The organism is Aeromicrobium terrae, assembly GCF_008039565.1.
GTDB classification, from domain to species: Bacteria; Actinomycetota; Actinomycetes; order Propionibacteriales; family Nocardioidaceae; genus Aeromicrobium; species Aeromicrobium terrae.
In genome coordinates, this window is record NZ_VDUX01000001.1 from 224,210 (window position 1) to 249,461 (window position 25,252).

The 25,252-nt window shown below is 70.6% G+C and carries 22 protein-coding genes; 11 read left to right on the forward strand and 11 right to left on the reverse strand.

Annotated elements, in window-relative coordinates:
• Nucleotides 1-68: 68 nt before the first annotated feature.
• The 5 genes from FHP06_RS01135 to FHP06_RS01155 form a co-directional block, all read right to left on the reverse strand.
• Nucleotides 69-839, reverse strand: coding sequence for an ABC transporter ATP-binding protein (locus FHP06_RS01135; RefSeq protein WP_147682981.1), 771 nt, complete (start codon nucleotides 837-839; stop codon nucleotides 69-71).
• Nucleotides 839-1,738, reverse strand: a complete 900-nt coding sequence (locus FHP06_RS01140; protein ID WP_147682982.1) for an ABC transporter ATP-binding protein — start codon at nucleotides 1,736-1,738, stop codon at nucleotides 839-841. The genes FHP06_RS01135 and FHP06_RS01140 overlap by 1 nt, the downstream gene beginning before the upstream one ends.
• The gene (locus FHP06_RS01145; RefSeq protein ID WP_147682984.1) at nucleotides 1,728-2,720 is read right to left on the reverse strand and encodes a branched-chain amino acid ABC transporter permease; all 993 of its coding nucleotides are present in this window, start codon (nucleotides 2,718-2,720) and stop codon (nucleotides 1,728-1,730) included. The genes FHP06_RS01140 and FHP06_RS01145 overlap by 11 nt, the downstream gene beginning before the upstream one ends.
• A gap of 16 nt (nucleotides 2,721-2,736) precedes the next feature.
• On the reverse strand, nucleotides 2,737-4,032 hold the full coding sequence (locus tag FHP06_RS01150) for an ABC transporter permease subunit (RefSeq protein WP_187271730.1): 1,296 nt from the start codon (nucleotides 4,030-4,032) through the stop codon (nucleotides 2,737-2,739).
• 124 nt (nucleotides 4,033-4,156) lie between these two features.
• Nucleotides 4,157-4,900: a DUF554 domain-containing protein gene (locus tag FHP06_RS01155; RefSeq protein WP_147682988.1), complete on the reverse strand. Its 744-nt coding sequence runs from the start codon at nucleotides 4,898-4,900 to the stop codon at nucleotides 4,157-4,159.
• A gap of 117 nt (nucleotides 4,901-5,017) precedes the next feature.
• On the opposite strand from FHP06_RS01155, the gene FHP06_RS01160 reads away from it, so the two are divergent.
• Nucleotides 5,018-5,629 (forward strand): GNAT family N-acetyltransferase, encoded by a 612-nt coding sequence (locus FHP06_RS01160; protein WP_147682990.1) that lies wholly within the window; start codon nucleotides 5,018-5,020, stop codon nucleotides 5,627-5,629.
• 30 nt (nucleotides 5,630-5,659) lie between these two features.
• Complete coding sequence (gene polA / locus FHP06_RS01165; RefSeq protein ID WP_147682991.1) at nucleotides 5,660-8,323, forward strand: DNA polymerase I; 2,664 nt, start codon at nucleotides 5,660-5,662, stop codon at nucleotides 8,321-8,323.
• 7 nt (nucleotides 8,324-8,330) lie between these two features.
• Here polA and FHP06_RS01170 read toward each other — a convergent pair whose 3' ends face one another.
• Nucleotides 8,331-8,780, reverse strand: a complete 450-nt coding sequence (locus FHP06_RS01170) for a GtrA family protein (RefSeq protein ID WP_147682993.1) — start codon at nucleotides 8,778-8,780, stop codon at nucleotides 8,331-8,333.
• Nucleotides 8,781-8,919: 139 nt separating this feature from the next.
• Here FHP06_RS01170 and FHP06_RS01175 point away from each other — a divergent pair, with 139 nt between their 5' ends.
• From FHP06_RS01175 to rpsA, 4 genes are all read left to right on the forward strand, one after another.
• Nucleotides 8,920-9,483 carry a hypothetical protein gene (locus tag FHP06_RS01175; RefSeq protein ID WP_147682995.1) on the forward strand — a complete coding sequence of 188 codons (564 nt, stop codon included), beginning with the start codon at nucleotides 8,920-8,922 and terminating at the stop codon, nucleotides 9,481-9,483.
• Complete coding sequence (locus FHP06_RS01180; RefSeq protein WP_147682997.1) at nucleotides 9,480-11,513, forward strand: methyl-accepting chemotaxis protein; 2,034 nt, start codon at nucleotides 9,480-9,482, stop codon at nucleotides 11,511-11,513. The genes FHP06_RS01175 and FHP06_RS01180 overlap by 4 nt, the downstream gene beginning before the upstream one ends.
• A 38-nt stretch (nucleotides 11,514-11,551) precedes the next feature.
• Complete coding sequence (locus FHP06_RS01185) at nucleotides 11,552-12,811, forward strand: M18 family aminopeptidase (RefSeq protein WP_147682999.1); 1,260 nt, start codon at nucleotides 11,552-11,554, stop codon at nucleotides 12,809-12,811.
• Nucleotides 12,812-13,029: 218 nt separating this feature from the next.
• The gene (gene rpsA / locus FHP06_RS01190) at nucleotides 13,030-14,490 is read left to right on the forward strand and encodes a 30S ribosomal protein S1 (protein ID WP_147683001.1); all 1,461 of its coding nucleotides are present in this window, start codon (nucleotides 13,030-13,032) and stop codon (nucleotides 14,488-14,490) included.
• 90 nt (nucleotides 14,491-14,580) lie between these two features.
• Here the strand turns inward: rpsA and FHP06_RS15825 are convergent, their stop codons facing one another.
• Nucleotides 14,581-14,721 carry a hypothetical protein gene (locus FHP06_RS15825; RefSeq protein ID WP_187271731.1) on the reverse strand — a complete coding sequence of 47 codons (141 nt, stop codon included), beginning with the start codon at nucleotides 14,719-14,721 and terminating at the stop codon, nucleotides 14,581-14,583.
• Nucleotides 14,722-14,814: 93 nt separating this feature from the next.
• On the opposite strand from FHP06_RS15825, the gene FHP06_RS01195 reads away from it, so the two are divergent.
• Together FHP06_RS01195 and FHP06_RS01200 are read left to right on the forward strand one after the other, a co-directional pair.
• Entirely contained in the window at nucleotides 14,815-15,774 is a 960-nt protein-coding gene (locus FHP06_RS01195) for a GlxA family transcriptional regulator (RefSeq protein WP_147683003.1), read from the forward strand.
• 9 nt (nucleotides 15,775-15,783) lie between these two features.
• The gene (locus FHP06_RS01200; RefSeq protein ID WP_147683005.1) at nucleotides 15,784-16,854 is read left to right on the forward strand and encodes a phosphatase PAP2 family protein; all 1,071 of its coding nucleotides are present in this window, start codon (nucleotides 15,784-15,786) and stop codon (nucleotides 16,852-16,854) included.
• Here the strand turns inward: FHP06_RS01200 and FHP06_RS01205 are convergent.
• On the reverse strand, nucleotides 16,766-18,082 hold the full coding sequence (locus FHP06_RS01205; protein WP_147683007.1) for a class I adenylate-forming enzyme family protein: 1,317 nt from the start codon (nucleotides 18,080-18,082) through the stop codon (nucleotides 16,766-16,768). The two genes, FHP06_RS01200 and FHP06_RS01205, sit on opposite strands and share 89 nt — an antisense overlap.
• 137 nt (nucleotides 18,083-18,219) lie before the next feature.
• On the opposite strand from FHP06_RS01205, the gene FHP06_RS01210 reads away from it, so the two are divergent.
• Nucleotides 18,220-19,059 (forward strand): SH3 domain-containing protein, encoded by an 840-nt coding sequence (locus FHP06_RS01210; protein WP_147683009.1) that lies wholly within the window; start codon nucleotides 18,220-18,222, stop codon nucleotides 19,057-19,059.
• A 7-nt stretch (nucleotides 19,060-19,066) separates the two neighbouring features.
• A complete protein-coding gene (coaE, locus tag FHP06_RS01215; RefSeq protein WP_147683011.1) occupies nucleotides 19,067-19,660 on the forward strand; it encodes a dephospho-CoA kinase in 594 nt (197 codons plus the stop codon).
• A gap of 57 nt (nucleotides 19,661-19,717) precedes the next feature.
• Here the strand turns inward: coaE and FHP06_RS01220 are convergent, their stop codons facing one another.
• The 3 genes from FHP06_RS01220 to FHP06_RS01230 all read right to left on the reverse strand — a co-directional run bounded on the left by FHP06_RS01220 (nucleotide 19,718) and on the right by FHP06_RS01230 (nucleotide 24,179).
• Nucleotides 19,718-20,662, reverse strand: coding sequence for a sigma-70 family RNA polymerase sigma factor (locus FHP06_RS01220; RefSeq protein ID WP_147683013.1), 945 nt, complete (start codon nucleotides 20,660-20,662; stop codon nucleotides 19,718-19,720).
• A gap of 74 nt (nucleotides 20,663-20,736) precedes the next feature.
• Nucleotides 20,737-22,869, reverse strand: coding sequence for a S9 family peptidase (locus FHP06_RS01225; protein ID WP_147683014.1), 2,133 nt, complete (start codon nucleotides 22,867-22,869; stop codon nucleotides 20,737-20,739).
• Nucleotides 22,866-24,179: a DNA polymerase IV gene (locus FHP06_RS01230; protein ID WP_147683016.1), complete on the reverse strand. Its 1,314-nt coding sequence runs from the start codon at nucleotides 24,177-24,179 to the stop codon at nucleotides 22,866-22,868. Before FHP06_RS01230 ends, FHP06_RS01225 begins: the two co-directional genes overlap by 4 nt.
• A gap of 87 nt (nucleotides 24,180-24,266) precedes the next feature.
• Here FHP06_RS01230 and FHP06_RS01235 point away from each other — a divergent pair, with 87 nt between their 5' ends.
• A complete protein-coding gene (locus FHP06_RS01235) occupies nucleotides 24,267-25,247 on the forward strand; it encodes a DUF4192 domain-containing protein (protein ID WP_187271732.1) in 981 nt (326 codons plus the stop codon).
• The last annotated feature ends 5 nt before the right edge of the window (nucleotides 25,248-25,252 follow it).

The following is a 25,252-nucleotide window of genomic DNA, read 5'->3' on the forward strand; positions in this document are numbered from 1 at the left end:
GTGCGTCCCGCGCACGACGCCTGACATGACGACACCCCGGGCGATGCCCGGGGTGTGCGTGGTGGAGCTCAGGCCTTGGCGAGCGTGCCGAGGTACAGCTCGATGACCTTCGGGTCGTTCATGAGCTGCTTGCCGCTGGCCGTGTAGGCGTCCTTGCCCTGGTCGAGCACGTAGCCGCGGTCGCAGATCTGCAGGCAGCGGCGGGCGTTCTGCTCCACCATGACGACGGAGACGCCGGCGGCGTTGATGTGCTTGGTCTGCAGGAACACCTCGTCCTGCAGGGCGGGGGAGAGGCCGGCGGAGGGCTCGTCGAGCAGCAGCACCGACGGGTTCATCATCAGGGCGCGGCCCATGGCCACCATCTGACGCTCACCGCCGGACAACGATCCGGCGCGCTGGTCCTTGCGCTCGCCCAGCCGCGGGAAGATGTCCGTGACGTACTGGAAGCGCTCCGAGAACTTCTTCGGATCGAGGTACATGCCCATCTCGAGGTTCTCGGCCACCGTCAGCGACGGGAAGACGTTGTTCGTCTGCGGCACGAAGCCGATGCCCGACGCCACGAGCTGGTCGGCCCGGGAGTTCGTGATGTCCTCGCCCTTGAGCGTGACCGTGCCCGTGCTGACCTTCACCAGGCCGAAGAGCGCCTTGAGAAATGTCGACTTGCCGGCGCCGTTCGGGCCGATGATGCCCACCAGCTCGCCGTCGTGGCAGTGCAGGCTCGCGCCGTTGAGGATGTTGACGCCGGGCAGGTAGCCGGCGACGAGGTCGGTGCCGCGCAGCAGCGCTCCCTCGGGTGAGGAGGTGTCGGTGACCGGAGTCGACGTGGTGTTCTCACTCATCAGGACTGCTCCTCGGTCTCGGCGATCTCGGCCTCGATCTCGGCCTCCGCCTCGGCGACGATCTTGGCCTCGTCCTCGAACGACAGCTCGGTGTCGTGGTGGGCGCCGAGGTAGGCGTCGACGACGGCGGGGTCGGCCATGACGTCGTCCGGCGGGCCCTCCGCGACGATCTTGCCCTGGGCCATCACGACGACCCAGTCGGAGATGTCGCGCACCATGTCCATGTCGTGCTCGACGAACAGGACCGTGCGGCCCTCGTCGCGCAGCGACTTCACGTGGCCGAGCAGCGACTGCTTCAGCGCCGGGTTCACGCCGGCCATCGGCTCGTCGAGCATGATCAGCTCGGGGTCGACCATCAGGGCGCGGGCCATCTCGAGCAGCTTGCGCTGGCCGCCGGACAACGATCCGGCGAAGTCGTCGCGCTTCGCGTCGAGCTTGAACCGCTCGAGGAGGTCCTCGGCCCGCTTCGTGTTCGACCGCTCCTGGTCGCGCCACAGGGGGGCGAAGACGCTGGAGAGCAGCTTCTCGCCACGCTGACCTGTGGCACCGAGTCGCATGTTCTCGATGACGGTCAGGCGGGACAGCACCTTGGTCAGCTGGAACGTGCGGACCATGCCCTTGCGGGCGACGCGGTACGGCGCGACGCCGGACAGGCTCTCGCCGTTGAACGTCCACGCCCCGGTGTCCGGTTTGTCGAAGCCGGTCAGCAGGTTGAAGAACGTGGTCTTGCCGGCACCGTTGGGGCCGATGAGGGCCGTGATCTTCCCGCGCTCGATCTCGAAGTGCTCGACGTCGACGGCACGGAGGCCACCGAACGTGCGCACGACGTTGTCGGCGACCAGGATCGCGTTCTCCTTGGTCTGGCCCGGCGCGGTGACGCTCTGTGTCTCAGCGGCCATCGATCGCCAGCTCCCTTCTGTCTCCGAAGATGCCCTGTGGTCGGTAGATCATCAGCAGCATCAGCACGAGCCCGAGCACGATGAGACGCATCAGGCTGGCCTGGTCGGACGTCATGATCCAGTCCGGGATCAGGTTGTCGTGGGTGGCCTTGTCGAAGAACAGGTCGAGCCCGTTCAGGAAGAACCAGAAGATCACCGCACCGGCGACCGGACCGAACACCCGGGCGGCGCCACCGATCAGCAGCACGGTGTAGACGAAGAACGTCGTGTCCGTGGCGAAGTCCGACGGGGCCACGTTGTCCGTGGCCAGACCGCTCATGATGCCGGCGGCGGCGCCGATGACACCGCCGAGGATGAGCGACTGCATCTTGTAGAAGTAGACGTTCTTGCCGAGGCTGCGGACGGCGTCCTCGTCCTCACGGATGCCCTTCAGCACGCGGCCCCAGGGGCTGCGCATCATCAGGAAGATGACGCCGCACAGCAGCAGCGCCAGGCTCCAGCCGACGATCATGATGAAGAAGTCGTAGGACCGGAAGTCGATCGGCCCGAAGTGCACGCCGCCGGGCTCGATCGGGTTCAGGCTCTTCATGTCGTCGGCGAAGCCGAACCGGCCGTCCTGGCCGCCGAACTGGTCGTTCAGGCTGGCCGCGCCGAGCACCTGTCTGACCGCCTCCGCGGCCGCGATCGTCGCGATCGCGAGGTAGTCGGCCCGTAGGCGCAGCGTCGGGACGCCGAGGACGAGGGCGAGCAGCACGGCGGCCAGCAGGCCGACGAGGATGCTGAGCCACAGGTTCTGCTCCCAGGTCTGCACCAGGGCGCCGACGGCGTAGCCGCCGACCATCATGAAGGCCGCCTGACCGAAGTTCAGCAGTCCGGTGTAGCCGAAGTGGATGTTGAGGCCGATCGCGGCCAGGCAGTAGATCATGGCCTGCGGCCCGAGAGCCTGCTCGACCGCGCCGCTGAGGACGTCCAACCAGTTCATCGTCGTCTCCCTTCCCTCATCCGATCCGTTGCGCGCGGCCGAGGATGCCCTGCGGTCTGATGAGCAGGACGAGGATCAGCACGACGAGAGCGGTCACGTACTTGAGCTCGGGAGGCAGGATCAGCGAGGACATCTCGACCATGAGCCCGACGATGAGGCTGCCGGCCATGGTCCCCCAGATCGTGCCGAGTCCGCCGAGCGTGACGCCGGCGAACACGAGCAGCAGGATCTTGAATCCGAACTGGTAGTCGAACCCGTAGTTGATGCCCCACAGGATGCCGGAGGTGCCGGCGAGCGCTCCGCCGACGATCCAGACGGTGAGGATGACCCGGTCGACGTCGATGCCGGACGACGCCGCGAGCGCCGGGTTGTCGGACACGGCGCGGGTGGCCTTGCCGAGCCGGGTGCGCTGGACGGCGATCGAGATGATCACCAGGATGATCGCGCAGATGACCGCGCTCCAGAACGTGCGCGGCGAGATGTCGATGGACCCGATCTCCCACGGCTCGCGGCGCAGCGGCACCCCGGTGAACTGGTGGCTGTCGGCGCCGACGATGTACTGGTAGACGTTCCGCAGGAAGATCGCCAGGCCGATGCTCACGATCATCATCGCGAGCAGTCCGGTGCCCCGGCGTCTCAAGGGTTTCCAGAGGAAGACGTCGTTGGCGTAGCCGAAGACGCCGGACAGCACGACGCCGGCGAGTGCGGCGAGCAGGAACGGCGAGTCGAGCTTGTCCTGCAGGAGGAAGCCGACGATCGCGCCGAACGTGATCAGCTCGCCGTGGGCGAAGTTCGTGAGGCCGGTGGTGCCGAAGACCAGTGACAGGCCGAGGGCGCCGAGGGCGAGGAGGAGGCCGAGGAAGACGCCGTTGATGGCGCTCTGCGAGACCTTGCGCACCAGCTCGTCGGAGTCGTCGGCCTTCGGGCCGATGCGGTAGCCGATCGGGATGTCGCCGTCGGTGCGGATGGTGACCGAGTACTCGGTCTTCTTCTCGTCGGTCAGCGACGTGCCCTCCGGAAGGGTGTCGGTGTCGATCTTGACCGTGATCTTCTTGCCGAGCAGGTCGATCGGCGCACCGGGCAGCGCGATCGAGAACTTGCCCTCCGCATCGCTCACGCCCTCGGCGATCTGTGCGCCGCTCTCCTCGACGGAGATCTTGACGCCGGGCACCGGCTTGGGCGGGGTGTCGCGATTGTCGAGGAGGGTGCCGACGACGTCGATGGTGTCGTTCGCGGCGTGGGCCGGAGCGGTGGTACCGACCACCGTCAGGAGGAAGAGAAGTGGAAGGAGTGCCGCCAGTCGCAGTCGCACGCAGTTCTCCTGGGGGTCGAGGGCACGGGGTCTCCGCGTTCGTCTCACGGGAGCATAGCCACACCGCTGTGTCATCTGCGTCACAAATGCGGTCGGCAGGTGACAGTTCGGTGAAGTACGCAGGTCAGTGGAGGGTGACGGCGATCTCGGTGAGCAGGGGGGCCACCAAGAGGGCCGGCAGGAGGTCCGCCACGGGGATGGGCTTGAGGTCGAGCAGGCGGATCGCGACGCCGACCAGGATGAGCCCGCCGGTCGCCGTCAGGGCCACCAGATGAGCGTCCGGCAGCACGTCGCCGAGCACCACGCCGACGACGGTCAAGGTGCCCTGGATGGCCCCGACGGACAGCACCGACGCCATCACGCCGAGGCCGAACGAGGCCGCGAACGCCAGGGAGGCGAAGCCGTCGAGCGCCGCCTTCAGGTACAGCTGGTCGGCACCGCGGCCGAGACCCTCGTTGATCGAGCCGAGGATCGTCAGGGGTCCGACGCAGAACACGAGCGAGCTGATCACGAACCCCTCGATGAACCGGTCCCGCGACCCGGTGTCGTCTCTCGTCAGCTTCGTCTGGAGCCAGCCGCCGAGGTCCTCGACCCGGTCCTCCAGGCGCAGCAGCGACCCCACGATGCCGCCGATCACCAGGGACCCGAGCACCACCAGGACCGGCGCGGACGACCCGACGGCGTCGACGAGGTCCGGGTCGGTGACGTCGGCCGCCGACTGGGCCGCGATGAGGAGGGTGACGAGGCCGAGGGCCGTGGTGACCGTGGTGCGGACGCGCGGTGCGAGGCGGTGCCCGACGAGGACGCCGAGACCGGAGCCGACGAGCACGGTGGCCATGTTGGTGACGGTGCCCGCACCGATGAACATCGCGGATCCCTCTCAGATGATGTGACCTTCAACCACAGGCGTGCTGGCGGTAGTGTGTCATCCCACGCGCCTCAGCCACCTCGCTGAGCACGATCCCGCTCACGGACAGGACCGCCCATGTCGACCAGACATCCGATCGTTCTGCGTGACGCCGATCGCGAGGACGCGGCTGCTCTGATCAACCTCTGGAACGAGTGCGCCGAGGCGAGCCGGTCCGACGGCTCGGAGGCCTTCACCCAGCAGACGATGTGGCGCGAGCCCGGCGTGGCCGAGGCCGCCGCGGCCATCGACCTCACCCTGGCGAAGCCGGACAAGCGGATCATCGTGGCGCTGGCCGACGGCGAGATCGTCGGAGCCACGGTCTGCGACCTCAGCACGCTCACGCCGATCACGCTGACCCGCGTGCTCGTCGTCACCGAGATCCAGGTGTCGCCGCGCTTCCGTCGGCGGGCCGTCGCGTCCACGCTCCTGTCCGCCGCGGCCACCTACGGCGAGGAGAACAACTGCGAGGTGGTCATCGCCTCGATCCCCGCCCACTCGCGCGAGCCCGCCCGCTACCTGACGAAGATCGGCTTCAACCAGGTCGCCGTCCTGCGGGCCATCCAGGCCAGCAAGCTCCGCTCGCGGCTCACCACGCGGGCCACCAACTCGCGCGACACCGGCAAGCTGATCGCGGTCCGGCGGACCTTGCGCCGCCGTCAGCGCGGCGGCGTCAGCGCCGAGGGATAGTCGTCAGAGGCGAGGGCTAGAGTCGGCCGGGTGGACCGCCTGCTGCTGATCGACGGCCATTCCGTCGCCTACCGCGCCTTCTTCGCCCTCCCCGTCGAGAACTTCTCGACCACCACCGGCCAGCACACCAACGCGGTGTTCGGGTTCACCTCGATGCTGATCAACGTGCTGCGCGACGAGCAGCCCACGCACGTCGCCGTCGCGTTCGACGTGTCGCGGCAGACGTTCCGCACCACGGAGTACGCGGAGTACAAGGGCAACCGCAGCAAGTCGCCGGCGGAGTTCACCGGCCAGATCTCGCTGATCAAGGACGTCCTCCAGGCGCTCGGCATCCCGGCGTTCGAGAAGGAGGGCTTCGAGGCCGACGACATCATCGGCACGCTCACCACCCAGGCGAAGGCCGCCGGCATGGAGGTGCTGATCTGCTCGGGCGACCGCGACGCCTTCCAGCTCGTCACTGACACCACCACGATCCTCTACCCGCGCAAGGGCGTCTCCGACCTGGTGCGCATGACGCCGGTGGCGGTCGAGGAGAAGTACGGCGTCACGCCGGAGCACTATCCCGACCTCGCCGCCCTCGTCGGCGAGACGAGCGACAACCTCCCGGGCGTCCCCGGCGTCGGTCCGAAGACGGCGGCGAAGTGGATCAACGGCTACGGCACCCTCGACGCGCTGGTGGCCGACGTCGAGAACATCCCGGGCAAGGCGGGGGAGTCCCTGCGCGACCATCTCGACGACGTCCTGCGCAACCGGCGCATCAACGCGCTGGTGTGCGACCTCGACCTCCCGGCCGGGCCGGCGGAGCTCGGCTTCTCCACGGAGTGGAACCGCGACGCCATCCACGAGGTGTTCGACGCCCTCGAGTTCAGCGCCCTGCGTGAGCGGCTCTTCGACTACCTCGGCGGCGGTGACGAGTCGGTCACGGCCGAGGCGGCGGTCGACGTCCAGACCACGGTCGTCGCATCGGGCGGACTCGCGGCCTGGCTCAAGGAGCATGCCGACGGCACGCCCATGGGGCTGGAGGTCACCGGCGTCACCGCGCCGGTCGGAGCCCGCGCCGAGGGCCTGGCGATCGCCACCGCCTCCGGGCCGGCGGCCTGGGTCTCGGTCGAGGGGCTAGACCCGTCCGACGACACCGCCCTGGCGGCCTGGCTGGCCGACCCCGCCCAGCCCAAGGTGCTCCACGACGCCAAGGGCCAGGCCCACGCCCTCGCGGCGCAGGGCTGGCCCGTCGCCGGCGTCGCCGCCGACACCGCGCTGGCCACGTACCTGGTCAAGCCCGACCAGCGGGCCTACGACCTCGCCGACCTGTCCGTCCGCTACCTCCACCGCGAGCTGGTCTCGAGCGGCGACGACTCCGGCCAGCTCTCCTTCGACGACGACGGCGGCGCCGACGTCGCGGTCCAGCGGGCCCGCGCCGCGCTCGACCTCTGGGCCGTCCTGGAGCCGGAGCTGGAGTCGCTCGCGTCGCTGGACCTGCTGCGCGACGTCGAGCTGCCGCTCGTGGACGTGCTCCTCCGCATGGAGGCGGTGGGCGTCGCCATCGACACCGACCATCTCGACACGCTGCACGCCGAGTTCACCGATCGGATGCTCGCGGCTGCCCAGGACGCGTACGACGTCATCGGCAAGGAGGTGAACCTCGGCTCGCCCAAGCAGCTGCAGGTGGTCCTGTTCGACGAGCTCGGCATGCCCAAGACCAAGCGCACCAAGACGGGCTACACCACGGACGCCGAGTCGCTGCAGTCGTTGTTCGCCAAGACCGAGCACCCGTTCCTGCAGCACCTGCTCGCGCACCGCGACGTCACCCGGCTGCGCCAGACCGTCGAGGGCCTGCAGAAGACCGTGGCGCCGGACGGGCGCATCCACACCACGTACTTCCAGACGATCGCGGCCACCGGACGCCTCAGCTCGGCCGACCCGAACCTGCAGAACATCCCCATCCGCACCGAGTCCGGCCGCCGCATCCGCGAGGCGTTCACCGTCGGCGACGGCTTCGAGACGCTCCTCACCGCCGACTACAGCCAGATCGAGATGCGCATCATGGCGCACCTCTCCGAGGACGCCGACCTCATCGAGGCGTTCCGGTCCGGCCACGACTTCCACACCGTCATGGCGGCCAAGGTGTTCGAGCGCGACCCGTCCGACATCGACGGCGGCCTGCGCGCCCGCATCAAGGCGATGAACTACGGACTCGCCTACGGACTGTCGTCGTACGGCCTCAGCCAGCAGCTCGGCATCAGCACGAGCGAGGCGCAGGCCCTGATGGACGACTACTTCGAGACCTTCGGCGGGGTGCGCGACTACTTGCGCGGGCTCGTCGACGAGGCGCGCAGCACTGGATTCACCGCCACCATCCTGGGCCGCCGCCGCTACCTGCCCGATCTCCTCAGCGACAACCGGCAGCGCCGCGAGATGGCCGAGCGCATGGCGCTCAACGCGCCCATCCAGGGCTCGGCCGCCGACATCATCAAGGTGGCGATGCTCGGCGTCGACCGCGCGCTGCGCGAGTCCGGCATGGCGTCGCGGATGCTGCTGCAGGTGCACGACGAGCTCGTGCTCGAGGTGGCGCCGGGGGAGCGCGACGCGCTGGAGGCCCTGGTCCGGGAGCAGATGGCCGGCGCCGCCGACCTGTCGGTGCCGCTCGACGTCTCGGTCGGCGTCGGGCCCACCTGGCACGACGCCGGGCACTGACCGGGCGTCAGCCCGTCGGGCCGCCGAAGACGAACCGCTTGTAGGCCCAGAAGCGGAACACCGTGCCGATCGCGATCGTGACGAGCTTGACGACGAAGACGGTGTCGCTGTCGTGGGCGTTGCCGAGCGGGTAGACGAAGAACGCGATCAGCAGCTCGGCGAAGACCAGCGTCACCAGGTTGATGCCGAAGAACAGCGTGGTCTCGCGGGCGATGCCCCGGCGCGCGAGGTGGGAGAACGAGAGGTACCGGTTCCCGACGTAGGCGAACGCCGTGGACACGAGGGTCGAGACGAAGTTGGCCTTCAGGGCGCCGTACGGCGACAGCCAGCGGAAGATGCTGAGGTCGATCACGAACGCGAGCGCGCCGACCACCCCGAACGCCGTGAGCTCCTTCAGCAGGATCCGCCAGGAGCTGCGCAGACGCTGACGCAGCGTGGCGATCCGGGAGTCGGGCATGACCGGCACAGGCTATCGGGGCGTTCCCACTGCGCTGGACGACGGCTCGTGACCCCCTCTCGTGATCGAATGGAGGGGAGGGAGCTCGGTCGGGTTGTTTCCGCATGCCGTCATGCGGTCCTGGCCGAGGTGTACACACATGAATTCAGTTGCCGTGAAGGGGCTGTGTCTGGCCCTGTTCGGTGCCTTGACGATCGGCTTCGGCCACCTGTTCGGTCTCGACCTGGACCAGGTGGCGCTGCTCGGCGTGGCGCTCGGAGGAGTCGTGGGCCTGGTGCCCGACCGCACCCTGACCTGGCGGATCGGCGGGTTCCTCGTCGGTTTCGCCGTCGCCTGGGTCGGCTACGCCTTGCGTGCCGGCATGCTGCCGGACACGGCCGCCGGTCGTGCCGTCACCGTCTTCGGCGTCATCGTGGTGCTCGTCGCCGTGGCCGCCGTGTCGGGGGAGCGCGTGCCGCTGTGGGCCATGCTCGTCGGCTCGGCCGCCCTGGTGGGTGCCTATGAGCAGACCTACGCCGCGTCGCCGTCGTTGTTCCTGACCGACTCGCCGACCGCCGCCACCACCGTCCTGCTCGCCGCCGCCCTGGGCGTCACGGGCTCGATGCTGATCGGCGAGCCCGCCGAGGAGCGCCAGTCCGTGCTGCGTCAGCGTCGTCGCTACACCGGCCCCACGGCCGTCGACTCCAAGGGGTCCGTGGCATGAGGTCTCGTCGCATCGGCCTCGCCGCAACCGGCGTGGCCGCACTCGTCGCTGCCGGCTTCCTGGCTCCCGGAGCCTTCGCCAAGGGCACGATCGACGGAGACGTCGCCGTGTCGAACACCGAGACCGTCCAGGTCCTGATGGACGCCAGCGGGAAGATCGACGCGCAGCGCGTCTACGACCAGCTCGTGCTCACCGGCAACGGCTCGGTCGACATCGCCAACCCGGTCTCCACCAAGGGCCTGCGGAACCTCGACGGGTTCGGCGGGTTCGACGTCCGGGACGGCGCGGTCCGCGTGAAGTCCGACGTCTCCGGCACCAAGAAGTTCCGGTCCGTCTCCGACTTCACCGAGAAGCTGCCGCTGAAGATCGACGTCACGTACACGCTCGACGGCAAGACCGTCGGGCCGGGCGACGTCGTCGGCAAGAGCGGCACGCTCGACGTCCGCTACCGCGTCACGAACGTCACCGGCGTCCAGAAGGACGTGCCGTTCGACGACGGTCTCGGCCACGAGAAGACCGCCCAGGAGGACGTCGTCGTCCCGATGGTCGGCTCGCTGACCACCGTGCTGCCGTCGACGTTCACGAAGGTCCGGTCCGCCGAGGCCAACGCGGCCGGCGACGGTCGCGGCGGCACGAAGCTGTCGTTCACGATGACGCTGATCCCGCCGATCGGCAGCGACACGGCCGAGTTCGGCTACACCGCGCACGTCAAGGACGGCGTCGTGCCGAAGGCGAGCCTGTCGGCCCTGCCGGTCGACCCGCTGCAGAGCCCGTCGTTCAAGGGCGGTGCCGCCAGCTACAAGAGCGGTGCCGAGACCGGCCAGGACCTCACGGCGGGTGCCACCGAGATCGACGCGAACGTGCTGAAGATCCGCGACGGCGCCGCCGACCTGGTCGCCGGCCTGATCCAGCTGCGCGACGGTGCGTCCCAGCTGAACGCGGGCCTCAGCGGCGAGGCCGCCCCCGGCGCGCGCAAGCTCGCCGACGGCGCGGGACAGCTTGACGCGGGTGCGAAGAAGCTCTCCGGCGGAACCGGTGACCTCAGCGACGGCCTCGACAAGGCCGCGGCCGGCGGTCCCGCGCTGCTGAAGGGTGTCGCCGACCTCAAGGCGGGCGCCGCCAAGGTCGACGCCGGGCTGAAGACGCTGAACGACCAGGTCGTCGCCGGCATCGATCAGTTCAAGAGCCAGTTCGCCGGCTCGGCGGACGGTGCGATGGCCCAGGTCAGCGCCGGTATCGGCCAGATCATCGCCGGGTACCTGGACGGCGCCCTGACCGCGACGGCCAACACGGTCGCCGACCCGGTCGCCAAGGGGACGCTGCTCGCCCAGATCGCCGCGGCCAAGACCGCCCTGCAGGGCGTCCAGTCCCAGCTCACCGGCGCGGTCGCCGGCGGGCTGAAGGCCGGCGTCAACGCCGGGCTCGACCAGCTGGCCGGCAAGATCACGGCCGGCGTCGGCACGCCGTCGCTGCCGGACACGCTCCGCAACGGCATGGCCCAGCTCATCGGTGGCCTCAGCCAGCTCCAGTCCAAGGGCGGCGAGCTCGCGGACGGCCTCGAGCAGCTCAGCTCGGGCGCGAAGCAGCTGGACGCCGGCGCGGGCGACCTCGCGGCGGGCACCGGGCAGCTGTCCGGTGGTGCCGGGGATCTCGCCGAGGGCCTCGGCGCCGCGGCCAGCGGCTCCGGTCGGCTCGCCGACGGCCTGGACCAGGCCGCCGGCAAGGCGCCGGAGCTCCCGAAGGGGGCCGACCGGCTCTCCAAGGAGGGCACCTCGCAGCTCGTGGGCAAGGGCGACGAGACCGCGCAGGACTACGGCCTGAAGTACGCGCTCCTCGAGGCCGGTGCTGAGCGGGCGGGCAACGCCCAGCCGTACGGCAGCCCGGAGGGCGCCACCGCCCTGACGGCGTACACGTTCGAGATCGCCGGTGCCGACGGTGCCGACACGGCCAACCTGAAGCGCGGCCTCGCCGCGCTCGCGGTGCTGGCCGCGTGCGCCGGTCTCGCCGGCGTGCGACGGGCGATGGCCTGACGCCGAGTGGTGGCGTCCGTGTCCTAGGCTCCTGAGCCATGAGCACGGACGCCGCCGCGGGGTTGCTGGAGTACGTCGACGCCTCACCCACGCCGTTCCACGCATGCCGCACCGCGGCCGAGCTGTTGACGGCGGCCGGGTGGGTCGTCCTCGACGAGCGGGAGGCCTGGCCGACCGAGCCGGGCCGCTACGCCGTCGTCCGCGGCGGATCGCTCGTCGCCTGGTCCACCGAGGCGTCGTCCGCCGCCACGGACCCGTTCCGCGTGCTCGGCGCGCACACCGACAGCCCGAACCTCCGCCTGAAGCAGCGGCACGACCGCGAGCACGCGGGAGCGGCGGTGGTCGCCCTCGAGCCGTACGGCGGGCCGCTGCTGCACTCGTGGCTCGACCGCGACCTCGGCCTCTCCGGCCGGCTCGTCCTGCGCGACGGGTCGGAGCACCTCGTCCGGATCGACGACCCCGTGCTGCGCGTCGCCCGCCTGGCCATCCACCTCGACCGCGAGGGCCAGGGCAAGGAGATCGACCCGCAGCGCGACCTGGACGCCGTCTGGTCGCTCGACCCGCGCGCCTTCCTGCCGTGGGTCGGCGAGAAGGCCGGCGTCGACGCCTCCGCCGTGCTCGGGTTCGAGCTGATGGCGCACGACATCCAGCCGAGCGCGCTGGTCGGCGCGAACGGCGAGCTCGTCTCGGCGCCCCGTCTGGACAACCAGGCCACCTGCTTCGCCGCGCTGCGCGCGCTGCTCGACCACGCGCCGGTCGACGGCGTCCGTCCGGTCGTGGCGCTGTTCGACCACGAGGAGGTCGGCAGCACGAGCGAGCGGGGAGCGCAGTCGGACCTGCTGGTCACGGTCCTGGAGCGCATCGTCCTCGCCCAGGGCGGGGCCCGCGACGACCTGCACCGTGCCGTGGCCGCGTCGATCTGCGCGAGCGGCGACATGGCGCACGCCAGCCACCCGAACCAGGCGTCCAAGCACGAGCCGCTGCACCCGATCGAGCTCGGCGGGGGACCGGTCCTGAAGGTCAACCAGAACCTGCGCTACGCCAGCGAGGCACGCGGGTCCGCGGCCTTCGCGGTCGCCTGCGAGCAGGCCGGCGTGCCGCTGCAGCGCTACGTCCACCGCGCCGACCTGCCGTGCGGATCGACCATCGGCCCGATGAGCGCCGCCCGCACGGGCATGACCACGGTCGACGTGGGTGCCCCGCAGCTGGCGATGCACTCGATCCGCGAGGTGATGGCCGCCTCGGACGTGGACCACTACACGCGGGCGCTCGGCGCGTTCCTGTCCCCACAGCTCTAGAGCCGGGGCGACTTCACTCCTCGCCTGCTCATCGCGTATCCTGAGAGATGCGCTGGTGGCCTGCGCGTTCCTCGGACGGAGCAGGGCCGTGCTCGTGCCCGTGTCGGGCCCATCTCCTCGACATCCTCACGATCCAAGGGCTGCCCGCGGACTGCTTGCAGGTCCGCCATGAATGAGCGTCCGCACAATCCCATCCATCCATCGGAGTCCATCCCTATATGAGCAGCAGCATCGCAACTCCATCTGCGGCACCGCAGGTTGCGGTCAACGACATCGGCAACGAGGACGACTTCCTCGCCGCCATCGAGAAGACCATCATCACCTTCAACGACGGCGACATCGTCAGCGGCGAGATCGTCAAGGTCGACCGCGACGAGGTCCTCCTCGACATCGGCTACAAGACCGAGGGCGTCATCCCCTCGCGTGAGCTGAGCATCAAGCACGACGTCGACCCCAACGAGGTCGTCTCGGTCGGCGACAACGTCGAGGCCCTCGTCCTCCAGAAGGAGGACAAGGAAGGCCGCCTGATCCTGTCCAAGAAGCGCGCCCAGTACGAGCGCGCCTGGGGCGACATCGAGAAGATCAAGGCCGAGGACGGCGTCGTCGAGGGCACCGTCATCGAGGTCGTCAAGGGCGGCCTCATCATGGACATCGGACTCCGTGGCTTCCTGCCCGCCTCGCTGGTCGAGATGCGTCGCGTCCGCGACCTCGACCCGTACATCGGTCAGAAGATCGAGGCCAAGATCATCGAGCTCGACAAGAACCGCAACAACGTGGTCCTGTCGCGCCGTGCCTGGCTCGAGCAGACCCAGTCGGCCGTTCGCCAGAAGTTCCTGGACGAGCTGCAGAAGGGCCAGATCCGCAAGGGCGTCATCTCGTCGATCGTCAACTTCGGCGCATTCGTCGATCTCGGCGGCGTCGACGGCCTGGTGCACGTCTCCGAGCTCTCCTGGAAGCACATCGACCACCCGAACGAGGTCGTGCAGGTCGGCGACGAGGTCACGGTCGAGGTCCTGGACGTCGACATGGAGCGCGAGCGCGTGTCGCTGTCGCTCAAGGCGACGCAGGAGGATCCGTGGCAGCACTTCGCCCGGACCCACCAGATCGGCCAGATCGTGCCCGGCAAGGTCACCAAGCTCGTCCCGTTCGGCGCGTTCGTGCGCGTCGAGGAGGGCATCGAGGGCCTCGTGCACATCTCCGAGCTGGCCGAGCGTCACGTCGAGATCCCCGAGCAGGTCGTCCAGATCGGCGACTCGGTCATGGTCAAGATCATCGACATCGACCTGGAGCGCCGCCGCATCTCGCTGTCGCTCAAGCAGGCCAACGAGACCGAGGTCGCCGCGTCCGACGACTTCGACCCGACGCTGTACGGCATGACCTCGTCGTACGACGAGGCCGGCAACTACATCTACCCGGAGGGCTTCGACCCGGAGACGGGCGAGTGGCAGGAGGGCTACGAAGAGGCCCGCGCCACCTGGGAGAAGCAGTACGCCGAGGCGCACGAGCGCTGGGAGGCGCACAAGAAGCAGATCGAGGAGGCCGAGAAGGCCAGCCTCGAGGCCGGCGACGCCGGCAGCTACTCGGCGGGGTCGGACACCGACTCCGAGACCGACGGCGGCTCGCTCGCCTCGGACGAGGCTCTGCAGGCGCTGCGGGAGAAGCTCACCGGCAACGAGTGAGCACGAACCAACGAAAGACCCCCGGACCGATGGTCCGGGGGTCTTTCGGTTCCCACGTGTCCCTACGGAGGAACAGGGCCGTGGGTCGTGTCAGACCAGGCGCTGGTAGGGGTCGAAGTCGAAGTGGCTGCGGGGAGCGGGACGGGTGCCATACCCGTCGTGGCGGATCTGCACGGCCAGGATTGCGCCGACCGTGATGGCCATCAGGGCCAGGAGCGTGAGTGCGATCATGGCAGTAATTCTGCCAAGAGCAAGATCGTGCCACCAGTGGCAGATAAGCCACGGTCCGTTGATTTTCTGCCACATCCGTGCGATGCTGCCGAGATGAAGAACGTCGCCGTCGTCGTGCAGGACGGAGCCGAGCCCTTCGGCCTGGGCTCCATCTGTGAGGTCTGGGCCGAGCCGTACCACCCGGAGGACGACAACCCGGTCTTCGAGTTCACCGTCTGCACGCCCGATCCGGGCCGTGTGGAGGGTGCCTCGGGCTTCGACCTGGTGGTCGACCACGGCCTGGAGGCCCTCGAGGACGCGGACCTCGTCTGCATCGTGCCCAAGCGGGACTACCGCCACAACGACCCGCGCGTCATCGACGCGGTCCGTGCCGCGGCCGATCGCGGTGCGGTCATCTCGGCGCACTGCTCGGGCGCCTGGGTGCTGGGCGACGCCGGCCTGCTCGACGGACGCGAGTGCACCACGCACTGGCGGCACGCCGAGGAGCTGGCCGAGGCGTTCCCGGACGCCAAGGTCAATCCCGACGTCCTCTACGTCATGGACGGCAACGTCCTCACCGGCGCCGGCTCGGCCGGCGGCATCGACGCCTCGCTGCACCTGATGCGCCGCACGTTCGGCGCCCGCGCGGCCGCCACCACGGCCCGCAGGATGGTCGTCCCGCCGCACCGCGACGGCGGCCAGGCGCAGTTCGTCCGCACCCCGATGGGCCAGACGGAGGCCGACACGCTCGCTCCGCTGCTCGCGTGGGCGTCGGAGCGGCTGGACGAGTCGATGCCGGTCGAGCGGCTCGCCGCGCAGGCGCACATGTCGCCGCGCACGTTCGCCCGCCGCTTCCGCGACGAGACCGGCACCACCCCGCTGCAGTGGCTCACCGGCCAGCGGCTCGCGCTCGCCGAGGAGCTGCTGGAGAACTCCTCGCTGTCGGTCGAGCAGATCGCCACGCGCGTCGGGTTCGGCAACGCCGCCACGCTGCGCCACCACTTCACCGCGTCACGGGGCACCACGCCGCAGGCGTACCGGAAGACGTTCACGTGTCTCGACGAGACGGCCTAGCCTGTTCCCGTGAGAGGTACGCGCCGATCGGGTCTGGAGCTCTGCATCGCCCTCGCCGTCGTCTCGGTGATCGCCACGGTCATCGTGGCCGTCGCCGAGAACCTGCCGATCCGCGACCCTGACGGCTCCACCGGCCCGCAGTACATCCGACTGCCGCTGATGGTGGGCGGAGCGCTGCTGCTGGACGTCGTCCCGCGCATCGTCGCCCGCGTGTGGCGCGGCCGCCGGCTGCGTGAGGTGGCGGTCGAGGTGGTCCGGGAGCGGTGGACGCCGGCGAACCTGCGCTTCACGCTCATCGGCCTGGCCGCCTGGTACGCCACGTACGCGGCCATCCGGAACCTCAAGGCGTACGTGCCGTGGGTGAACCCGTCGCTGCACGACGATGACCTCCGCCGCCTCGACCGGCTGATGTTCTTCGGTCACGACCCCGCGCGGCTGCTGCACGACCTGCTCGGCACCGACGTCGCCGCGCACGTCCTCTCGGCGGTGTACCTGCTGTGGATTGTCGCCCTCCCGATCTCGCTCGCCCTGGCTCTGGTGTGGGTCCGGCGCGAGGAGCTGAGCTCGTGGTGGGTCACCGCGGTGTGCGTCGACTGGGTGCTCGGCGTCCTCTGCAACTACGCCCTTCCCACGGTCGGCCCCATCTACGAGCGTCCGGGCATGTTCGACTCGCTGGCGCCCACGGACACGTCGTCGCTGCAGCAGAGCATGTGGGACCAGCGGGTGCAGATGCTCGCGGACCCGGCGCACGCCCACGTGCAGAACATCGCGGCGTTCGCCTCGCTCCACGTCGCCGTCGCGGTGACGGCCGTCGTGGTGGCCCGCCGGGCCGGGTTCCCCCGCATCGCCCAGTGGTCGCTGCGGGTCTTCCTGCTGCTGACGATCCTCGCCACCGTGTACTTCGGCTGGCACTACGTGTCCGACGTGATCGGCGGCCTGCTGCTGGGCATCGCGGGCGCCGCGGTCGCGGAGCGGTTCGTGTCCGTCTCCGTCACAGCTCAGTCCGACGTACCTTTCCGGTGGCGGTTCGCGGAAGGGCGTCGACCCGCCGATAGTCCTTCGGACGCTTTGGTGGACTGAGCCGCTCGGCAGCGAGGGCACGCAGCGTGTCCTCCCCGACGTCGCCGACATAGGCCGCGCAGACGCGCTGGCCCCAGCGCTCGTCGGGCGTGCCGTACACCGCGACGTCGTCGAGCCCGGGCGCGTCGGCGAGCGCGGCCTCCACCTCGGCCGGATAGACGTTCACGCCGCCGGAGATGATCAGGTCGGTCCGCCGGGCGTCGAGGTAGACGAGGCCGTCCTCGACGCGGCCGAGGTCGCCGGCGGTGAACGCCGGTCCGTCCGGCGTGTCCCTCCAGGTCTCGGCCGTCTTCTCCGGGTCGCGCCAGTAGGTGAACCGTGCCCACGGCGGGACGGCGCACCACAGCACGTCCTCGTCGTCCACGGTGACGACGCGGCCGGGTCGTGCGGCTCCCACGGTGCCGGGGTGGGCGATCCACTCGGCCGCCGGGCAGGCGGTGAACTGGCCCTCGGTGGACCCGTAGAACTCCCAGACGGCGTCGACGCCGAACGTGTCGTGGGCACGGCGGCGGACCGGTTCGGGGCACGGCGCGCCGGCGTGGGCGACGAGCCGGAACGAGGACGCGTCGAGCGTGTGGTCCGGGTCCTCGTCGAGCCAGGCGAAGAGGCGCTGCAGGTGTGCCGGCACGCAGAACATCGACGTGGGCCGCAGGGCGTGGACCGCGTCGGCGAAGAGCCCGGCGTCGAACTTCGGCAGGACGGCGATCGAGCCGCCGGCGAGCAGCGTCCCCATGGCGAAGCGCAGGGGAGCGGAGTGGTAGACCGGCGAGACCACGAGGTCGAGGTCGGCGGCTGCGAAGCCCCACAGCTCGCGCTCCTCGCGGACGAGGGCCTCCGCGTGGTCCGGCTCGAGAAGCCCGGACCACACACCCTTCGGCCGTCCGGTGGTGCCGGACGTGAAGTGCATCGGCCGGCTGAGCGGCCAAGGCGCCAGCTCGCCCTCGGGGCCGTCGAGCAGGTCGGCGAGAAGCCCGGGGGAGTCCACGACGAGCGCGGGCTCGACGTCCGTGAGCACCGCGTCGCGCTCGTGGTCCGTGAGCCGGGGGTCGAGCGGCACCGCGACGACGCCCGACCGGAGAGCCCCGAGCACGACGCTCACGTAGTGCGCGGAGCCGGGCACGGAGAGGACGACACGATCACCCCGTCCGATCCCGCGACCGGCCAGCGAGCCGGCGACGCGCCGCTGCGCCGCCTCGCTGTCTGCGCTGGTCAGGACGGGTAAATTCACACGTTCCTCTCTGAGAGATGGCTCACGCCGCACGCCTGGAACGCCCCGGGAACCCGGCGGTGGAGCGTGAACCTCCGCGGAAAGTATGGTTCACTCGTTCGTCGGCACGTCCCCAACCCCCCGTAGGTGATTGATTCGTGGCTTCCGCACGCCACAAGCACGCTGCTGCGGCCCGCCGACGTCGTTCCCTGACGCAGATGGCACTGCCGGCAGCAGGACTGCTGACCATCCTCGGCACCAGCACGGCCGTCGTCATGTCCGACTCCTCGCCCGTGCGTGCCGTCGCCGACGGCGCCGATCGCGACCTCATCGCGGCCGCGATGCAGGGCGACCACACCATCAGCCGCAGCGCCGAGCGCCCGCCGCTGCCGAACGAGGCCGCCGCTGACGACCGCGTGAAGGGCCACCTCTACGTGGGCCAGGTCCCCGTCGACGTCTTCGCGGACGCCGCCAAGGGCTCGCCGGTCCTCGCCACCCTCAAGCCCGGCACGAAGGTCGACGTCACCGGCAAGACGTCGGGCTCGTGGACCCAGATCATGCACAAGGACGTCCCGCGCTGGGTCCTCAGCGCCGGCGTCGGCAAGAAGCAGCCGCTCGGCTCGGCTCCGTGCCCCGGTGGCTCGTCCGTCGAGAGCGGACTGCAGCCCGACACCATCCTGGTCCACCGCGCCGTGTGCGCGGCGTTCCCGGCCGTCGCCCGCTGGGGCGGCCGATCCGGCGGCGGCGAGCACGCCAGCGGCCGGGCGATCGACATCATGATCGGCTCGGACATGGCGCTCGGCTACCGCATCGCCGACTTCGCCCGCGCCCACGCGCGCGAGCTCGGCATCAGCCAGGTCATCTGGCACCAGCACATCTGGACCGTGCAGCGCGCGGGTGACGGGTGGCGGTCGATGTCGAGCCGCGGCAGTGCCACGGCCAACCACATGGACCACGTGCACGTCACCACGTACGGCAGCGCCGGCACCGCCGGCTAGGTCGCGCGTGTTCCAGGTCGGCCTGACCGGCGGCATCGGGTCCGGCAAGAGCACCGTCAGCGCACTGCTGGCCGCCCGCGGTGCCGTGGTCGTCGACTACGACCTGCTCGCCCGTGAGGCCGTCGAGCCCGGAACGCCCGCCCTCGCCGCCATCGAGGAGCGCTTCGGGCGCTCCGTGATCGCCGCCGACGGCTCGCTGGACCGTCCAGGCCTCGGTGCCGTGGTGTTCGCCGACGACGCCGCCCGAGCGGACCTCGAGGCCATCACGCACCCGGCCATCCGTGACCTGGCCGTGGCCCGACTCGCCGACGTCCCGGAGGACGGCGTGGTGGTGCACGACCACCCCCTGCTCGTCGAGATGGGCATGGCGTCGGTCTGTGACCTGGTGGTCGTGGTGGACGTCCCGGAAGAGGTGCAGGTCCAGCGGCTCGTCGAGCTGCGCGGGATGAGCGACGCCGACGCGCGCGCCCGCATCGCGGCGCAGTCCAGCCGCCAGGACCGGCTGGCCGCGGCCGACGTGGTCATCGACAACACCGGGACCGTGGCCGACCTCGAGGCCGAGGTCGACGCGCTCTGGGAGCGCATCCGTTCCGCCTCCTGACAGACGAAACCGCCCGGCCGGGGGAAGCGGGGCGGTTTCGGATCGGGGGGCCGTGCGTTACGCGGCCAGGTCCGGATCGGCGATGCGACGCAGCGTGGCGAGCGCCTGGCGCTCGAGCTGACGCACGCGCTCGGCGGAGATGCCGTGGCGCTTGCCGATGTCGGCGAGCTTCTGCTGGCGACCGTCGAGCAGGCCGTAGCGGGCCCGGACGATGTCCGCCTCCCGCTCGCCGAGGTGGTCGATCAGCGAGGAGATCAGGTCGCGGGTCTCGTCGTCGATGACGGCGAGGTCCGGGCCAGGCAGCGTCTCGCGGGCGATCAGGTCGCCGAGCGAGGTGTCGCCGTCGTCGTCGACCGGGGTGTCGAGGCTGACGTGGTCGCGACCCCAGGACAGCAGGTCGATGACGCGGTCGACGTCCATGCCGAGCTCGGTGGCGATCTCGTGCGGCTCCGGCTCGTAGCCGAGCTGCCGCTCGAGGTTGCGCCGGGCGGCGGTGACCTGGTTCAGCTCCTCCACGACGTGCACGGGGAGGCGCACGACGCGGGCCTGCTGGGCGATGCCACGCGTGATGGCCTGGCGGACCCACCAGGTGGCGTACGTGGAGAACTTGAAGCCCTTGGCGTAGTCGAACTTCTCGACGGCGCGGATCAGGCCGGTGTTGCCCTCCTGCACCAGGTCGAGCATCGGCATCGCGGAACGGCCGTACTTGCGCGCGATGGACACCACGAGGCGCAGGTTCGCCTGGACGAACTCCTGCACGGCGCGGTCGCCCTCCTCGGCGATCCACTCCAGCTCCTCGCGCGTGGCGCGCTTGGGCGCACCACCCTTCGCGCGGCCGATGCGGCCCTCCGCGAGCAGGTGGCGGGCGTACAGACCGGCCTCGATCGTCTTGCTGAGCTCGACCTCGCGAGCGGCGTCGAGCAGCGGGGTACGAGCGATCTCGGCGAGGTACATGCCGACGCTGTCCTTGCCTTCGATGCTCTCGGTCTTCGTCACGGTCATCTGAGCGCCTCCCAACGGTCTCTGTACTGGTGCAACGCCGCAGGTGGCCTCGGGATTCCGCTCTCAGCCCCTTCTTAGCGGGGATTCTCGCCGGAGCGGCCCTGGGTGGCGGTGTCGATGATCCAGGCGAGCTCCCAGGCGCGCTCCCGCCAGGCCTCGTACCGCCCGCTGACACCCCCGTGACCAGCCTTCATCTCTGTCTTGAGCAGCAACGGAGCGTCTCCGGTGGCCGTGGCCCGCAGGCGGGCGACCCACTTGGCCGGCTCCACGTAGAGCACGCGGGTGTCGTTCAGGCTGGTGACCGCCAGGATGGCGGGGTAGTCGCGCGCCGTGACGTTCTCGTACGGCGAGTAGGACTTCATGTAGGCGTACACGTCCGGGTCGTGCAGCGGATCACCCCACTCGTCCCACTCGATGACGGTGAGCGGGAGGTCGGGGTCGAGGATCGACGTGAGGGCGTCGACGAACGGCACGCTCGCGAGGATGCCGGCGAACGCGTCAGGCGCGAGGTTGGCCACCGCGCCCATCAGCAGGCCACCGGCGCTGCCACCTTCGGCCACGAGGCGGTCGGGCGACGTCCAGCCCTCGTCGACCAGGTGCCGGGCCGCGGCGACGAAGTCGGTGAACGTGTTCCGCTTGTTCATCAGCTTGCCTTGCTCGTACCAGGTGCGGCCGAGCTCGCCGCCGCCGCGCACGTGTGCGATGGCGAACACGAAGCCGCGGTCGAGCAGCGACAGCCGGGCGACGGACATGCCCGGGTCCATGCTCGCCTCGTACGACCCGTAGCCGTAGAGGAGGCCGGGCGCGCTGCCGTCGCGCGGCGTGCCGGCGCGGCAGACGATCGACACGGGCACCTCGGTGCCGTCGTCGGCGACGGCCCAGGTGCGGTGCTGCTCGTAGTCGGCCGGGTCGTAGCCCCCGAGGACGGGGGCCTGCTTGCGCAGGATCAGCTCGCCGGTCTCGACGACGTAGTCGTAGACGGTGCCCGGGGTGACGAACGACCCGAAGCCGACGCGGACCAGTGGCTGGTCCCACTCGGCGTTCGCGCCGACGCCGCTGGTGAACAGCTCCTCGCCGAAGTCGATCTCCTCGAGCGCAGCCAGCCCGTTCGGCGCGGAGTCGTCGCAGCGCATGATGCCGATGCGCGCGAGGGCGTCGCGGCGGTAGGACACCATCACCTGCCGCGCGAACACGTCGACGTCCTCGAGCCGCACCCCGACGCGGTGCGGGATCAGGACCGTCTCGTCGTCGTACGGGCCCTCGGCGGGCACGGCGGCGAGCTCGAAGTCGAGCGCGTCGCGGTTGTGCAGGATCAGGAAGACGTGCTGGCCGGCGAGCCGGGCGTGCTCCACGGAGTACTCGACCCCGGTCTCGCGCGGCCGGACCACGCGGAACTCGCCGGTGGGATTGTCGGCCTCCAGGACCCGGACCTCGCTGGTGATCTTCGACGACGACCCGATGACGAGGTACCGCTCGGACTGGGTGCGGCCGACGCCGGTGAAGAACCGGTGATCGGTCTCCTCGTGGACGAGGACGTCCTCGTCCGTGGAGCCGAGGGCGTGCCGCCAGACGCGGAACGGTCGCCAGGCGTCGTCGACGGTCGTGTAGAAGAGGTGCTTCCCGTCGGCCGACCAGGTGACGCCGCCGCTCGTGCCCGTGACGGTGTCGGGGTGCAGCTCGCCGGTGCGCAGGTCCTTGACCTTGATCGTGTACCGCTCGTCGCCCTTGACGTCGACGGACCACGCCAGCAGCTGGTCGTCGTCGCTCAGGCTGAACCCGCCGAGCGAGAAGAAGTCGTGGCCCTCGGCCTCGACGTTGGAGTCGAGCAGGACCTCCTCGCCCTCGATCTCCGTCTCGGCCTCGAGGACCGGGGGGTCCCAGTCGTCGGGGGAGCCGATGGGGCAGCGGCAGCGGACCGCGTACTGCTTGCCCTCGTACGTGCGGGCGTAGTACCACCACGCGCCGTGCCGGACCGGGACGGACAGGTCGGTCTCGAGGGTGCGGCTCTTGATCTCGCCGAAGATCGTCTCCCGCAGCTCGGCGAGGTGGGCGGTCTGCTCCTCGGCCCAGGCGTTCTCGGCCTCGAGGTACGCGAGCGTCTCGGGGTCGTCGACGTCGCGCAGCCACTCGTACTCGTCGACGACGTCGTCACCGTGGTGGCTGCGGACGATCGGGCGCCGCGGGGCGACCGGTGGCTGTGAGGTCATGCGTCGAAACTAGCGACCCGGCGGGCATGGAGCGCGGGGTCGTCCTCGGTGAACGTGTGGACGGGGCCCGGGGGAGTCTCGCGGGTCTCGAACCGGACCGTGACGCGGCCGAGGCCGGCGCCCCACACCCAGCCGTCGCCGTGGACGTCGTGGCGGACGTCCATGCCCGGGTAGTACTGCACGCCCCGGTCCCGGTGCCGGGTGGTGGGGACCGCGGACTCCTCGCCGTCCGGCACCTCGTCCGGGTCGGCGAACAGGTCGTCCTGCACCCAGTCGGCGAGGCCGCTCACGCCGACGCCGAGCAGCCGCAGTCCTCCGGCGACGTCGGTGGCGTCGAGCAGGGCGCGGGCGGTGTCGCGCAGGACGCGCGGGCTGTCCGTGGGGCCCTGCAGCGTCGACGACCGCGTGTGGGTCTCGAAGTCGTGGTGACGCACCTTGATGGTGACCGTCCGGCCCGACAGCCCGTTCTTGCGCAGCCGAGCGGCGACGGCGGCCGCCATCCGGTCGACCTCGCCAGCCAGGACGGTCCGGTCGGTGATGTCGGTCTCGAAGGTGTCCTCGACGCTGATCGACTTGGTCTCACGCTCGGCCACCACCGGCCGGTCGTCCTCGGCGCGGGCCAGGCGCCACAGCGAGGTGCCCATCGACTGGCCCAGGAGGCGCACCAGCTCGTCGACGCTCGGGGTGCGGAGGTCGTCGACGGTGGCGATGCCGACCCGCCGCAGCCGCTCGGCCGTGGCGGGCCCGACGCCGGGGATCACGGTGGCCTGCATCGGCCCGAGCACGTCGGTCTCGGTGCCGGGTTCGACGACGAAGGAGCCGTCGGGCTTGTTGACCTCGCTGGCGATCTTCGCCATGAGCTTGGACGACGCGACGCCGACAGAGGCGGTGAGCCCGTGCGTGATCTCGGTGATGTCGGCGCGCAGGCGCGCGACAAGATCGCCGACGCCGTCGGGGTCGAAGCTCGGCGAGGCCGCGAGGTCGACGAACGCCTCGTCCAGCGAGAGCGGCTCGACCAGCTCGGACTCCTCGCGCAGGCGCTCCATGACGAGCCGGCTCGCCTCGCGGTAGGCGTCGAACCGCCCGCCGAGGAACGCCGCGTGCGGGCAGCGGGCCCGCGCCTCGGCCGTGCGCATGGCCGAGCGGACCCCGTGGACGCGGGCCTCGTACGACGCGGTGGCCACCACGCCGCGCGGCCCGATGCCGCCGACGATGACCGGCTTGCCGCGCAGCGACGGCTTGTCGCGCTGCTCGACCGACGCGAAGAAGGCGTCGAGGTCGAGGTGCAGGATCGACGCCGTGCTCCGCATGGTCCACAGTCTCTCGCGCCGTGGTGACACTCCACAGGGCGCCGCCTGGGCCTGATGCCACCGGCCTCGGCGGCCGACGGTGGACCGATGACGACGCCCCGGTTCATCGCCCACGACATCCCCGACCTGCTGAACGCGCTGCCGACGATGTTCGGCTTCTCCCCGCACGAGTCGATCGTCGCGATCGGCACGTCCGGCGACCGGAACCGGCTGGGGTTCTCCATGCGGCTGGACCTCCCGCCGCCGGCGCTGAACGCGCTCGTCACCCGGACCATGGCGAGCCACCTCGTGCGGCAGGGCGCCGAGGGGGCGATCGTCCTGGCCGTCTCGGAGCGGCCGGAGGTCGCCGGACCGCTCGTGCGGGCGGTGGAGCGCGGTCTCGGTCCCGTCCGGCCGCTGGTCGGCGCCTGGGCCACCCGCGACCGCTACTGGACGACGTTCGAGGACGACGACCCCGCCGGGCACCCGTACGAGCTGTCCGGCCACCACCTGGCGATCGTGAAGGCGGTCGCGGAGGGCCAGGAGATCCTGCCCGATCGCGCCGCCCTCGAGGAGCGGCTGTCGTCGGTCGGCGGGCCGCGACGGCGCTGGCTGGATCGCGCGGCGGACGTCGTGATGACCCAGGTCGCGGCCGTGGTCGCCCGGCACCCGGACGAGGACCTCGTCGCCCTCGCCGTGCGCGACGTCGGTGACGTGGTCGACCGACTCCTGCTCGGCCACGACGTCACCGACGCCGACGTGCTCCGGGTGGGTGTCTGGGCCTCCACGACGGTCGTCCGCGACCACTGGTGGGAGCAGGTCCGCCGGGACAACGCGAAGGGCCAGCACCAGCTCTGGACGCACGTGGCGCGGCACGCCCCGGCCTCGCTGGCGCCGGCGTCGTGGTGCCTGTCGGCGTTCGCGGCCTGGCTCGCGGGCGACGGCGCGTCCGCCCTGATCGCGGCCGAGCGGGCGGAGGCGATCGACCCGGAGTACTCGATGGCCGGGCTGATCCTGGAGATCCTCGAGAACGGACTGTCGCCCGAGACCTGGTCGTGGCGCTCGCAGGCCACGGCACGGAGCCGGTGAGGCCA

What these genes read in the sequence shown, in the direction of transcription:
- FHP06_RS01135 (WP_147682981.1), bottom strand. Translation starts at nt 839, where the DNA reads ATGAGTGAGAACACCACGTCGACTCCGGTCACCGACACCTCCTCACCC.
- FHP06_RS01140 (WP_147682982.1), bottom strand. Translation starts at nt 1,738, where the DNA reads ATGGCCGCTGAGACACAGAGCGTCACCGCGCCGGGCCAGACCAAGGAG.
- FHP06_RS01145 (WP_147682984.1), bottom strand. Translation starts at nt 2,720, where the DNA reads ATGAACTGGTTGGACGTCCTCAGCGGCGCGGTCGAGCAGGCTCTCGGG.
- FHP06_RS01155 (WP_147682988.1), bottom strand. Translation starts at nt 4,900, where the DNA reads ATGTTCATCGGTGCGGGCACCGTCACCAACATGGCCACCGTGCTCGTC.
- FHP06_RS01160 (WP_147682990.1), top strand. Translation starts at nt 5,018, where the DNA reads ATGTCGACCAGACATCCGATCGTTCTGCGTGACGCCGATCGCGAGGAC.
- FHP06_RS01170 (WP_147682993.1), bottom strand. Translation starts at nt 8,780, where the DNA reads ATGCCCGACTCCCGGATCGCCACGCTGCGTCAGCGTCTGCGCAGCTCC.
- FHP06_RS01175 (WP_147682995.1), top strand. Translation starts at nt 8,920, where the DNA reads ATGAATTCAGTTGCCGTGAAGGGGCTGTGTCTGGCCCTGTTCGGTGCC.
- FHP06_RS01180 (WP_147682997.1), top strand. Translation starts at nt 9,480, where the DNA reads ATGAGGTCTCGTCGCATCGGCCTCGCCGCAACCGGCGTGGCCGCACTC.
- FHP06_RS01185 (WP_147682999.1), top strand. Translation starts at nt 11,552, where the DNA reads ATGAGCACGGACGCCGCCGCGGGGTTGCTGGAGTACGTCGACGCCTCA.
- rpsA (WP_147683001.1), top strand. Translation starts at nt 13,030, where the DNA reads ATGAGCAGCAGCATCGCAACTCCATCTGCGGCACCGCAGGTTGCGGTC.
- FHP06_RS15825 (WP_187271731.1), bottom strand. Translation starts at nt 14,721, where the DNA reads ATGATCGCACTCACGCTCCTGGCCCTGATGGCCATCACGGTCGGCGCA.
- FHP06_RS01195 (WP_147683003.1), top strand. Translation starts at nt 14,815, where the DNA reads ATGAAGAACGTCGCCGTCGTCGTGCAGGACGGAGCCGAGCCCTTCGGC.
- FHP06_RS01220 (WP_147683013.1), bottom strand. Translation starts at nt 20,662, where the DNA reads ATGACCGTGACGAAGACCGAGAGCATCGAAGGCAAGGACAGCGTCGGC.
- FHP06_RS01225 (WP_147683014.1), bottom strand. Translation starts at nt 22,869, where the DNA reads ATGACCTCACAGCCACCGGTCGCCCCGCGGCGCCCGATCGTCCGCAGC.
- FHP06_RS01230 (WP_147683016.1), bottom strand. Translation starts at nt 24,179, where the DNA reads ATGCGGAGCACGGCGTCGATCCTGCACCTCGACCTCGACGCCTTCTTC.
- FHP06_RS01235 (WP_187271732.1), top strand. Translation starts at nt 24,267, where the DNA reads ATGACGACGCCCCGGTTCATCGCCCACGACATCCCCGACCTGCTGAAC.